The organism is Caulobacter sp. Root1455, assembly GCF_001426905.1.
GTDB lineage: Bacteria > Pseudomonadota > Alphaproteobacteria > Caulobacterales > Caulobacteraceae > Caulobacter.
Map to the genome: position 1 here is coordinate 17275 of NZ_LMFQ01000020.1, position 12145 is coordinate 29419.

Sequence of the window (12145 nt, forward strand, 5' to 3'; positions counted from 1 at the left end):
GAGCGAAGTCCTGATCGTCCGGCGCTATCGTCGTGAGTGAAGAAGCCTGCCGGCGCTCTGCCGGGCGATGAGAAAGACGAAGCGCGGGGCCATGATCAGATAGCGCCGCCAAAGACGGCGAGGTTCGCTGGCCAGTCGAAACAGGGACTCGATCCCTGCCTTCTGGATCCAGCGCGGCGCGCGTTTCACCGCGCCGGTGTGAAAGTCGAAGGCCGCGCCCACCCCGATCAAGGTGGTGGAGGTGTGCGCGACGAGCCGGCGCATCAGGAATTCCTGCTTCGGTGTCGACAGTCCGATCCACACGACATCCGCGCCGCTGGCGCTGATCTCCGCCGCGACCGCTTGAAGCTCCTCGTCGGTCAGTTCGCGAAACGGGGGGGTCGAGGCTCCGACGACCCGTAGGCCGGGATACCGATCTTCGAAAACGGCCTTGAGGCGTTCGGCCACGCCCGGCTTGCCGCCGAAGAAGTAGTGCCGCAGCCCCGAGGTCGCCGAGTCCGACAAGACGCGGTCCATGAGGTCGGGGCCGCAGGTGCGCTCGACAGGGAGGCCCGCCCGGCGGCCGATCCACACCAGCGGCATGCCGTCCGGCGTGACCATCGCCGCACTCTTGTGCAGTTCCGACAGCTCCGGATCGTCATAGGCCTGCATAATGCCGTGGACATCGCGAATGCAGACGAAGCGGCTGGTCTTGTCCTTCGCCCATGCGTGGATGGCGGTGGAGGCGGTGGTCAGGGTGGTGACGCTGACCTGAACGCCCAGAACGTCATAGGACTGCAGCGTGGGTTCAGCGGTCATGGGCCAGGAACCACTGATAAGTCTCGGCGATCCCATCGCGCAGCGCGATGCTCGGCGACCATCCCATGGCGCGCAGCTTGTCGGCGCTCATCAGCTTTCGGGGCGTGCCGTCGGGCTTGGAGGGATCGGTGACGATGTCGCCCTTGAAACCGACGACCTCGCAAACCAGCTGGGCCAGTTCCAGGATCGTCACGTCCTCGCCCGAGCCGACATTGACGTGCTCGAAGTCCGAATAGGTCTTCATCAGGAAGACGCAGGCGTCCGCGCAGTCGTCGGCGTTGAGGAACTCGCGGCGCGGGGTTCCGGTGCCCCAGATGGTGATGCTGTCGGCGCCAGCCAGCTTGGCCTCGTGCGCCTTGCGCATCAGGGCCGGCATCACATGGCTTGAATTGAGGTCGAAGTTGTCGCCCTGGCCGTAGAGGTTGGTGGGCATGGCGCTGATGAAGTCGTCGCCGTGCTGCTTGCGATAGGCCTGGGCCAGCTTGATGCCGGCGATCTTGGCGATCGCGTACCACTCGTTGGTCGGCTCCAGCGCGCCGGTCAGCAGGCTGTCCTCGCGGATCGGTTGCTCGGCGAACTTGGGATAGATGCAGGATGAGCCCAGGAACACCAACTTGGCCACGCCTTGGGCGTGGGCGGCCTCGATGATGTTGGCCTCGATCATCAGGTTGTCGTAGAGGAAATCAGCCGGAAAGCTGTCGTTGGCCAGGATCCCGCCGACCTTGGCCGCCGCCAGGAAGATGGCGTCGGGTTTTTCCCTGGCCATCCAGGCCTGGACCTGGTCTTGGCGCTTGAGATCGACGACCTCGCGTCCGGCCGTGATCACCTCGCAGCCTTCGGAGGCCAGCCGGCGGACGATGGCCGAGCCGACCATCCCCCGATGGCCGGCCACCCAGACGCGCTTGCCCCCGAGGGGAAAGATCACGTCATTCGGCCCCTCACTCGGCATTGCGGCGCTGCTCCTTGGCCACGGCGATCATGTCGGCCGCCACCATCTCGGCGCACAGCTGCTCCCACTTGGTTTCGTGGACCCAGCCCAGCTTTTCCTTGGCCTTGGTCGGATCGCCGATCAGCAGTTCGACCTCGGTGGGGCGGAAATAGCGCGGATCGACCTCGACCAGAACCTTGCCGGTCTGCGTGCAGGTTCCCTTCTCGTCGACGCCTTTGCCCGACCAGGCCAAGGTCACGCCGACTTCGGAGAAGGCCTTGGTCACGAAATCGCGCACCATGGTGGTTTCACCGGTGGCCAGCACATAGTCGTCGCCTGTTTCCTGCTGCAACATCAACCACATGCCGCGGACATATTCCCGGGCGTGGCCCCAGTCGCGCTTGGCCTCGAGGTTGCCCAGATAGAGCTTGTCCTGGAAGCCTTGCTTGATGGCCGCGACGGCGCGGGTGATCTTGCGGGTGACGAAGGTCTCGCCGCGCAGCGGACTCTCGTGATTGAACAGAATGCCATTGCTGGCGTGGATGCCGTAGGCCTCGCGGTAGTTCACCACGATCCAATAGCTATAAAGTTTGGCCGCGGCGTAGGGGCTGCGCGGATAGAACGGCGTCTTCTCGCTCTGGGGCACTTCCTGCACCAGGCCATAGAGCTCCGAGGTCGAGGCCTGGTAGAACTTGGTTTTCTTTTCCAGGCCCAGGATGCGGATCGCCTCAAGCAAGCGCAGGGTGCCGGTGCCGTCGGCGTTGCTGGTGTATTCGGGGGTCTCGAAGCTGACCGCCACGTGGCTCTGGGCGGCCAGATTGTAGATTTCGTCCGGCTGGGTCTGCTGCACGATCCGGATCAGGTTGGTGCTGTCGGTCATGTCGCCGTAGTGGAGAATGAACCGTTGATCCTTCTCGTGCGGATCCTGGTACAGGTTCTCAATACGGCCGGTGTTGAACGACGACGAGCGACGCTTCACACCGTGAACCGTATACCCCTTCGACAGCAGGAGTTCTGACAGATAAGCGCCGTCCTGGCCCGTCACGCCCGTGATGAGCGCGACCTTGCCGCTATCACTCTTACTCATATCGCCCCCGTAAACACAGTCGCAGCCGGATCCATCGGCTCGCGCCGAATAGCCGAGTAAGCTCGGCTAAGCGAGCCTTTGTTGCGGTGCACGCGTATTAGGACCAATTCGCGCAATCGCCAACAGCCGGTCGGCTAAATTTTGGTCATTGTTGAAGCGCTGTCGCCGGTCATTTGTATTGCTGTTTTGTGACCGGTCTGGGCGCCGCCGGAACAAAGGGCGCCGGACAAGCTTCTGCGACGCCGCACCGATCACACCGGCTGGGTCTCCCTGAGCGCGCCGCCGCGGGAGCGGACGGCGGCGCGCTCAGGTCATTGCGTCAAGGACGCCGTCTGGAAGGCGGCGGGGCCGGGACGCACCCACAAGGCGCCGCCGGCGGCCTGGCGGGTGATCCACTGGAAATGGGCCTGGGTCCAAGGCGTGACCCACGCGGTCAGGCTGTCGAGAACATAGGCGCCGCGGTCGGTGTCGACCACCAGCACGGCGTGGACCTCGCCCCAGCTGGTGCGAACGATGGCCAGGGACAGCGCTTCGGCGGGCAGGCCCTGCTGGATCAGCCGGCGCCGCTTCTCCAGAGCGTAGTCCTCGCAGTCGCCTTTCTTGCTGCCGTCGAGCAGCGGCAGGTCCCAACGGTCCGGAACGCCGTCGTGGTCGAAATCGTCGGCGCGGGCGATCGCGTTGTTGATCGACCGGTTGGTCTTCGACAGCAGGGCCCAGGTCTTGTCGGTCAGGGCGACGCGTTGGACCGGTCCTGAAGACGCGACCAGGGTCGGAGCGGCGGCCGGAGCGGTCTCCTGGTTGAACGCGCTCTCTTCGCCCCGCTTGGCGTCGATCGCCGCGAAACGGGACGCCCAATCGACCTGGTCGCGCGCCGCGCCGACGGGCTCGGCCAGAGAGGCCGGCTGGATCTGGAAGGCGACGCTCCAGAAATTTTCGGCGGGGGCGCTGTCAGCGATCATCTGGGGCGAGGGCGTGTCGGCCGCCGGTTCGCTTTCGGCGAAGTTGGCGCTCCAGAAGTTGCCGCCGACATTGGCTTGGGCGACGGCGACATAGCTGGCCTGTTCGGCCGGCGTGGCCAGGCACTCGCCGGCGTAGCGGGCGCAATAGTCGGCATAGCCTCGCGGCGTGATCGAGGGCGTGCTCCAGGTCATGTCGACCGACCGCGGCGCCGCCGCGGAGACGCCGGCGCTCAGGAGCAGCAGGCCCACGGCCGAGGCGATCGCTTGCGGCAGGCGGTTCGATACGGTGAGCGAATACTTTCGCATGTCCTACCTCGCTTGGAGACGAGGACATGAATAGTTTTGCGCAATAAAAATAAGGGTAATTACTAGGGTGAATTTAAATTACACCCACATTACCGATACGTTATTAAGCCTATTTAATTTCTGTTGTTGGTAAACGATGTGTTTATTGGTGAATGTTGTGTAAATAACCTTGTTAGGTGGGATTTTGGGCGGTTCGCGGTCGCGGGCCGGAGCGCGGGGCTGCAGGCTGGCGTTCATCTTGCAAGCGCTAGGGTCGGTCCTCATTCTGTGGGACACATCCGTCCCGCTTGGAGACTCGTCGTGTTTCGCCTGTTCCGTCCCGCCCAGAAAGCCGCCCCGGCTTCGACCGGCGAGCGCTTGGTCTATGCCGTGGGCGACATCCATGGACGGGCGGACCTTCTGGACGGCCTGCTGACGCGGATCGTGGCCGACGCCGCTCCGGCCTTGTCGCGCGGCGAGCGCCCGCTTCTGGTCTTCCTGGGCGATTACGTCGACCGCGGCTCGGAGTCCAAGGGCGTGCTGGATCGCCTGACGGCCCTGCTTTCCACGCCCGGATTCGAAGTGCGGACCCTGATGGGCAATCACGAGGAGGCCATGCTGGCCTTCATCGAGGATCCGGTGGCCAACGCGGGTTGGCTGGAGTTCGGCGGGGGCGCCACCCTGGCCTCTTACGGTGTCGCGCCGCCCATAGGCCGGGTGGGCCCCGAGGATCTCGCCGCCCTGGGGCGCGCGCTGTCTTCAGCGCTTCCGGCCACGCATCTGCATTTCCTGAAGTCGCTGGAGCTGGCGGTCGTCCTTGGCGACTACGTCTTTGTTCACGCGGGCCTGCGGCCGGGCGTGCCGCTCGATGCTCAATCGGCCCGCGATCTGCTCTGGATTCGGCAGGAATTTCTTTCCGAGAAGAAACCGTTCGAAAAAGTTGTAGTTCATGGGCATACGCCCGAAGAAATGCCTTATGACGGCCCTACACGTATAGGACTAGACACTGGAGCCTATGCTACGGGCGTCCTGACGGGCGTGCGCCTGCTTGGCGTTGAGCGAACGATCATGCAGTACAGACTTGAGCGTAACAGGGGGTGATGGAGATGATCGGCGTGATGAGGATAGGAAAACTCGCGGTGGGCTGCCTGGTGGCGGCGCTGTCGGTGCTGGTCCTTTCGATGGGACCTGTCCACGCAAGGCAGGCGATCGAAGCCGCGGCGCCTCCGCCGTTCCAGCCTTCGGACTACGTGCTCGGCTCGGGCGACAAGGTGCGGGTGACCGTATTCGGCGAGGACGCGCTGTCAGGACAGTTCGTGGTCGCGGGCACCGGATTGGTCTCGATCCCTCTGGTGGGCGAGGTCCAGGCGGCGGGTCTGACGCTGAAAGACTTTCAGGGCGGCGTTGAGCAGTCGCTGCGCAACGGCTACCTCAAAGATCCACGTGTGAGTGTCGAGGTTCTCAATTACCGCCCATTCTATATAATGGGCGAAGTGGAAAAGCCTGGACAGTATCCCTACACCAGCGGCCTGACTGTTCTCAATGCGGTGGCCACCGCGGGTGGTTTCACCTATCGCGCGAACCAGAAGCGGGTATTCATCAAGCGGATGAATGATCAGACCGAGCGGCAGTTCCCGTTGACGGGAGGCGTCGAGGTCGCCCCGGGTGATACGATCCGCATCACCGAGCGTCTTTTCTAGGAGCAATTTTTGCTCTCTCGTCTCTTATTTCAAAGATTCGTTAGCTTTTAAGAAAACGTCGCTGGATTCTTGCCCTCATCAGTGGCAATTGACCATCGACTGGCGTCTAGCCCGTCTGGAGGGGTAAGAACATGCGTGTTAAATCAACGATGTTGGCGGTTTCTGGCGCGTTGCTTTTCGGTGCGCTGGCGACCTCCGTAGTCATGATCCCGGCTGTCGCCGCGGCCAAGGCTCAGTATTCCACGATCACGGCCGCCGAGCTGGCGGTCAGGATCGCGACCGTCGCCAAGGACGCCCAGGCCGAGGCCGAGCGTCGGGCGACCGCCCAGAACATGAACCCGGCGCAGAAGGCCGCGTTCGTGAAGAAGTTCACGGCCGACGCCGTCAAGCGCCTGATCGTGGCGACGAACCCGGACCCGAAAGTGGCTCAGGCCGCCATCGCTCTGGCCCTGAAGGACACCGCTCTGCTGGCCGCCCTCGGCGCGGACGGCTCGGCGGCGCTCGCTCAGGTCAGCGCCGACGTCAGCGCCGCGCTGGCGCCTGCCGCCGCCGCTCAGGCCAACCCGAACGCCGACGCCAACGCCTCGGTGTGGAGCAATATCGGCGTGCCGCCCGACACCACGGCCGGCACCGTTGGCAATGGCGACAGCTCGGATTATTACGGCCCCGAATACCAGGGTTAACGCACTAAGCGAGCTGGCGGCGCCGGTCGGCGCCGCCGCATCACGTGGGGATCAACATGTCTAAACTCTTCCTGCTCGCGGCGGCGGCCGCTGCGGTGTGTGTTATCGCGCCCTCTGAGTCCCAGGCTCAGGAAAGCAACTTCGTCCGCGACCGCAACATCGCCGTGCGTGAACGTTCGCGTCCCGACTTCGACGCCCTCGGCGTGCATCTTGGCGGCTTCACGGCCTATCCCAAGCTGACGGCGACGCTCGAGTCGAACGACAACGTCTATGCTCGCGTCAAGGCCGCCGAGCAGGACGACATCTTCTACACGATCACGCCCGAAGTTCGGTTGCGCTCGAACTGGTCGCGTCACGCGCTGGGCGGCTATGTCAACGGCGCGATCGCCCGCTACAACGACCTGAAGAGCGAAGACACCGAGACCTGGACCGCCGGGGCCGCCGGCCGCTTGGACGTCGATCGGACGGGCAACCTCAGCTTCGCCGCCGACTATGGCGACCTGAACGAGGCGCGTACGTCGCCGGACACCCCCGGCACCGTGAGCAAGCCGATCGCCTATACCTCGGCCGCGGCCAAGATCGCCGGATCCAAGGAGTTCAATCGACTGAAGCTGGGCGGCGGCGTCGGCGTCACCAAGTTGGACTACGATGACGGGGTGACCAGGACCGGCATCGTCGTCGACCAAGACAACCGGGATCGCAAGACGACGATCGGCAACGTCCGCGCCGACTACGCCGTCAGCCCGTCGGCGGCCGTTCTGGCCGAAGCCGTGTTCAACAAGCGCAACTACCGCCTCGCGCCGCCGGCCTCGCCGCTGCAGCGCGACTCCGAGGGTTATGAGTTGCTGGTCGGCGCCAACTTCGACATCAGCAACACCGCCCGTGGCGAACTGCGCGTCGGTTATACCTCGCAGGACTATAAGGCGTTCGAAGATCAATCCGGCCTGGCTCTTCACGCTCAGGTCGAATGGTTTCCGACCCAGCTGACCACGGTCACCGGCACCGCCTCTCGCACGCCTGAAGAAGGCACGGCGAACGGTTCGCCCGGCTACTTCTCCAACACCGTCGGCGTCCGGGTCGATCACGAACTTCTGCGCAACGTGCTGCTCTACGGGCAGCTCGGCTACCAGAAGGACAAGTACAAGTCGATCGACCGCGAGGACGGCCGGACCAGCGCCGGTTTCGGAGCCACCTACTTCATGAACCGCACGGTCGGTGTTCGCGCCGGCTACACCTATCTGAAGCAGAACAGCTCGGGCCCCCTCATCGTCGCCGGCCCCGACTATTCGGTCAACCGCTTCAACCTGTCCTTAGTCTTCCAACGCTAAGCTTTAGCGCCGCTGACGCGCGCCGCCCCGCCTCGGGGTGGCGCGCGAACTTCGTATAAATTAAGGTCGCTTATGGACGCTCAGGTCGACGACACGTTTGGTCAACAGGATGTGGGAGGCTCCGCATCCCTGGATGTGAACCGCCTGATCGCGGCCTTCAAGCGTCGGCTTCGCCTGATGATTGGCGTCGCGGCGGCCGTCTTCCTCCTGGTGGTGTTAGTCACCGCGCAAATGACTCCGAAGTACACGGCTACAGCGGAGGTCCTGCTGGATCCTCGCAAGGAAGCCGTCGCCGAGATGCAGTCGGTGGTGTCGCAGCTTCCGGCCAGCACTCAAGCCGTCGACACGGAAGCCCAGGTCATCCAGTCGCGATCCGTCGCCGAGAAGGTGGTCGCCAAGCTCAAGCTTGATCAAGACCCCGAATTCAATCCGGACGCCGACACCAAGCCGGGCTTGCTCGATGGTCTTAAGGCCTTCGCGAAGTCTCTGGCGCCGAAGGCCAGCATCGACGCCAACAACAGCGAAATCGCCCAGCGAAAGCACGAGAAGGTCGTAGACTCGGTAATCAAGGGTCTGACTGTCAAGCGCGTCGGCTTGACCTACCTCATCGACGTCTCGTTCACGTCCAAGGATTCAGCCAAGTCCGCGCAGATCGCCAATGCGTTCGCTGATCAGTATCTGCTGTCGCAGCTGGACGCGAAGTTCGACGCGACCCAGCAGGCCAATGAGTGGCTCAATGGTCGCCTAGCCGATTTGCGTGTGCAGGTCGAACAGGCCGAAACGGCCGTCGGCCAGTACAAGATCGCCAACAATCTGATGAGCTCCCAAGGGGCGACCCTGGTTGAACAGGAGATCTCCAATCTCGATCAGCAGTTGGCGACTACGCGCGCCGAGCAGGCGGAGGCAGACGCCCGTTTGAACACCGCCCGGCGTCAGCTGGCACAAGGCAGCACCGGTGAGGACGTCGGCGAAGCGCTGACCTCCCCGGTCGTGCAGCAACTGCGCCGCCAACGCGCCGACGTCACCCAGAAAGTGGCCGACCTGCAGGGCCGCTACGGCGATCGTCACCCCGAAATGCTGAAGGCGCAGCGCCAGCTTGCGGATATCGACGCCCAGATCAAACAGGAGATCAGCCGGATCATCTCCAACCTGTCGGCCCAGGCCGAGGTGGCGCGTCAACGAACCGCATCGGTCGCCGCCAGCGTCGGCCAGTCGCGTGGCAATTTAGCCAGCAATAATCGAGACTCGGTCAAGCTGAACGAACTGCAGCGGAACGCTGACTCCGTTCGCCTGCTCTATGAATCTCTGCTCAATCGCTTCAAGGAAACCAGCGCTCAGCAAGGTTTGGAACAGACCGACGCCCGCGTGACGTCCCGCGCCCGCATTCCGACCAAGCAAAGCTCGCCGAAGGTGCTGATTAATTTCGCCGCGGGCCTCATTCTGGCCATGGGCGCCGGCATTGCCGCCGCCGTCGTGGCCGAGCTTCTCTCCAGCGGGCTTGGTACGGCGGAAGAAATTCAGGATCGTCTGGGTCTGCCGGCGCTGGGATCCATCCCTTCGCTGCACACGATGATCGAGCGCGACCAGAACTCGAAGATCAAGGCTGTCGACTATGTGATCGAAAAGCCGCTTTCGAGTTTCACCGAGGCTTTCCGAAACCTGCGGGCTTCGGTCCTGTTCTCCAAGGTCGGCCAGGCCGTTCGGGTCATTTTGATCACCTCGTCCTTGCCGGGCGAAGGCAAGACGACCTCGTCCATCTGCCTGGCGCGAACGATGGCCAGCATGGGATCCAGGGTCGTCCTGCTCGACTGCGACCTTCGCCAGCGCTCGGTCAACCGCATGCTGGGCTTCGAGGCCGACGTCGGCCTCCTGGAGGTCCTGAACGGCACGGCGACCCTGGCCCAGGCCCTGGTTCACGATAAGCTGTCGGGGGCGGTGGTGCTGCCGCTGGCCAAGGGCGCCTACACGCCCAAGGACGTGTTCGGCTCGGCCGCCATGCAGAACCTGATCAAGACTCTGCGCGCGGAATTCGACATCGTGCTGATCGACTCGGCGCCGGTTCTGCCGATCGCCGACACGCGGGTCCTGGCGTCGCTCGCCGACGTCGTCGTCGTCCTGGCTCGCTGGCGCAAGACGCCGCTGAAGGCCATCGAGTCGACGCTGCGCCTGCTGTCGCCTTCGGCCTATGTCAGCGGCGTGGCCCTGACCCAGGTCGATATGAAGGCCCAGTCGCGCTACGGCTACGGCGATCCCGGCTACTATTATCGCTCCTACCAGAAGTATTATGGCGGCTGACGCGGAAGCGCGGACTCTTTCGCCGCGCAAAGCTGGTGTGCCGGATACGCGGCGCGAGCAACCGGACATCAGTCTTGCCGTCCTGGTCCTGACGCTGCTGGCCGGTCATTTCGCCTTCGGGGCGAACCGGACCGACACGGCGTTGGAGTTCACCCTGCTCTATGGCGTCGGTTTTCTCGTCGCCAGGCACCTGACCTCTTGGGGCCGGGCTGCCGCCGAGAGGTGGAGGGGTCTCATCACGCCCGCCGTGCTGTTCGGCGCCGTCCTGGCGGCGGCGATCCTGGCGATGACGCCGTTTGCGATCGGCGGTCGAAATCCGATCTGGGACTTCGTGCCGTCGGCCGCTCCCGCGGCGGTGCTGGACAAATCCGCGGTGATCATCGAGCTGATCAAGCTGGGCGGTCTGGCATGCATCTTCTGCCTCGGCGCCCTCATCGGCCAGCAGCCCGAGCGCGGCCGTCGCTTTCTGCATTTCTTCCTGGTCGCCGCCGCGGCCTACGCCTGTTGGGCGTTCGTCGCCCATCTCGCCGATCCCCGCACGGTGATGGGCGTCGCCAAGATCTTCCACCGCGACCGCTTGACCGCGTCGTTCTTGAGCGCGAATAGCGCGGCCACGCTCCTGGGATACGTTGGCGTGTTGATGGCGGCCCTCCTGGTCGAGCGCATCCGGGATTCGGCGAAGCAGGGCTGGCGCCTGGACCGGATCGCCAGCGCCGCGGGACCGACGATTATCGCTCTGGCCGTGATCTTGGTCGGCGTCGTGCTGACGGCCTCGAGAGCCGGCCTCGCCGCTACCGCCGCCGGGCTGATCATCTTCGCGGTCTGGGAGGTGTTCTCCCAGCCGTGGCGCAGGCCGTCGATGCGGTTTCTGCTGATCGCGGGCGGATCGCTGATCGTGATCGTCGCGCTGGGCTTTTCCGCCAATCTGCTGGTCAGCAGGTTGTCCGACCTGAGCCACGACGCGCAGGTTCGCCGCGAGCTCTTCGAAAGCCACTGGACGGCGTTCCGCGCCTCGCCGTGGTCGGGCTACGGCCTGGGTAACTTCTATGCGGTCAATCGACTCATCGCGACCTCGGCGAACTACGAGGACCTTTCCTACGTGCGCGCTCTGCACAACGTGTACATCCAATGGCTCGAGGAGGGCGGCCTCACCGCGGCCCTTCCGATGTTCGCCTGCATCGGCTGGATTCTGTTTTCCACGGCTCTGGGCACCCTTAGGCGCCGGCGGATGACCATGTGGATGCGTGCCCTGGTCGCTGCGAGCGCCGTCATCCTGGTTCATGGCGCGACCGACTACGCGCTTCAGGTGCCGTCCATCGCCGCGACCTGGGCTTGTCTGCTCGGCCTGGGTTTCGGACTGGCCAATGCGCCGCGAGGCGAAAATGTCTAAGGCGCGCCGCATGGGCGGGATTATGCGCGGACTGACCTCGGCCCTGGCCCTCGCCACCGTGGGGGTCGCCGGCGTCACGCTCTGGGAGCTTCAGTTCGCGGAACGGTTCGGGCGCGAAGCGCCGGACTGGATACCGCTGGGCAGCGTCTATGGCGGCAAGGCGCACGCGGTGGTCAAGGCGCTCGAGACCGATCCCACCGCCGATCTGGAACCGGCCAAGGCCTTGAGCTGGCGGCAGTTGAAGCTGTCGCCCGCCAACCACTATGCCTGGCTCAGGCTGGCCTTCATCGAGGTGGCGCAAAAGGGTTCCCTGGGGTCTGACGGCGTTCGCTACCTTCAGCGTTCCTACGACGTCGCGCCTTACGATTCCCTGGCCTGGCGAATGGGCATGGCCTTCGAAACCTGGCCAAGCCTGCCTAAAGACCTTCAAGACGCGGTGCTTGACGACCTGCGGGTCAATTGGCTGACCGGGCGTCGGCGACTAAGTTACAGTTCCTTGCCGTCGAAGGTCAGGAATCCCGCTGGACTGGCGGTGCTGCAGGCGAAGATCGTCGACCTCCGCCGCGAGGAAGCCGAGCGCTATCGGCAACGGCAGCTTCTGAAGCGGGTGAACTAGGCCCTAGACGCTCCGGATCAGCGAAACGCTTTTTTTGCATCTTCCCCGGTATTCATAGGACGAATTCCCTGGGGGA

At 64.1% G+C, this 12145-nt stretch carries 11 protein-coding genes; 7 read left to right on the plus strand and 4 right to left on the minus strand.

The window, feature by feature from the left end:
• Positions 1-24: 24 nt before the first annotated feature.
• The 4 genes from ASD21_RS09545 to ASD21_RS09560 form a co-directional block, all read right to left on the minus strand.
• Entirely contained in the window at positions 25-798 is a 774-nt protein-coding gene (locus tag ASD21_RS09545; RefSeq protein WP_056440036.1) for a WecB/TagA/CpsF family glycosyltransferase, read from the minus strand.
• Entirely contained in the window at positions 788-1747 is a 960-nt protein-coding gene (gene fcl, locus ASD21_RS09550; RefSeq protein ID WP_056440038.1) for a GDP-L-fucose synthase, read from the minus strand. The genes ASD21_RS09545 and fcl overlap by 11 nt, the downstream gene beginning before the upstream one ends.
• Positions 1737-2813 carry a GDP-mannose 4,6-dehydratase gene (gene gmd / locus ASD21_RS09555; RefSeq protein WP_056440040.1) on the minus strand — a complete coding sequence of 359 codons (1077 nt, stop codon included), beginning with the start codon at positions 2811-2813 and terminating at the stop codon, positions 1737-1739. Before gmd ends, fcl begins: the two co-directional genes overlap by 11 nt.
• 311 nt (positions 2814-3124) lie before the next feature.
• On the minus strand, positions 3125-4078 hold the full coding sequence (locus ASD21_RS09560) for a transglutaminase-like cysteine peptidase (protein ID WP_056440042.1): 954 nt from the start codon (positions 4076-4078) through the stop codon (positions 3125-3127).
• A gap of 300 nt (positions 4079-4378) precedes the next feature.
• Here ASD21_RS09560 and ASD21_RS09565 point away from each other — a divergent pair, with 300 nt between their 5' ends.
• The 7 genes from ASD21_RS09565 to ASD21_RS23900 all read left to right on the plus strand — a co-directional run bounded on the left by ASD21_RS09565 (position 4379) and on the right by ASD21_RS23900 (position 12069).
• Positions 4379-5158, plus strand: coding sequence for a metallophosphoesterase family protein (locus tag ASD21_RS09565; protein WP_056440044.1), 780 nt, complete (start codon positions 4379-4381; stop codon positions 5156-5158).
• A 5-nt stretch (positions 5159-5163) separates the two neighbouring features.
• Positions 5164-5757, plus strand: coding sequence for a polysaccharide biosynthesis/export family protein (locus ASD21_RS09570; protein WP_056441095.1), 594 nt, complete (start codon positions 5164-5166; stop codon positions 5755-5757).
• 203 nt (positions 5758-5960) lie between these two features.
• A complete protein-coding gene (locus tag ASD21_RS09575) occupies positions 5961-6440 on the plus strand; it encodes a hypothetical protein (RefSeq protein ID WP_056440046.1) in 480 nt (159 codons plus the stop codon).
• A gap of 56 nt (positions 6441-6496) precedes the next feature.
• Positions 6497-7768, plus strand: a complete 1272-nt coding sequence (locus ASD21_RS09580; protein WP_156390688.1) for an outer membrane beta-barrel protein — start codon at positions 6497-6499, stop codon at positions 7766-7768.
• 72 nt (positions 7769-7840) lie between these two features.
• Entirely contained in the window at positions 7841-10063 is a 2223-nt protein-coding gene (locus ASD21_RS09585; RefSeq protein ID WP_056440049.1) for a GumC family protein, read from the plus strand.
• On the plus strand, positions 10053-11453 hold the full coding sequence (locus ASD21_RS09590; RefSeq protein ID WP_082554706.1) for an O-antigen ligase family protein: 1401 nt from the start codon (positions 10053-10055) through the stop codon (positions 11451-11453). The genes ASD21_RS09585 and ASD21_RS09590 overlap by 11 nt, the downstream gene beginning before the upstream one ends.
• Positions 11446-12069, plus strand: coding sequence for a hypothetical protein (locus ASD21_RS23900; RefSeq protein ID WP_156398336.1), 624 nt, complete (start codon positions 11446-11448; stop codon positions 12067-12069). The genes ASD21_RS09590 and ASD21_RS23900 overlap by 8 nt, the downstream gene beginning before the upstream one ends.
• The last annotated feature ends 76 nt before the right edge of the window (positions 12070-12145 follow it).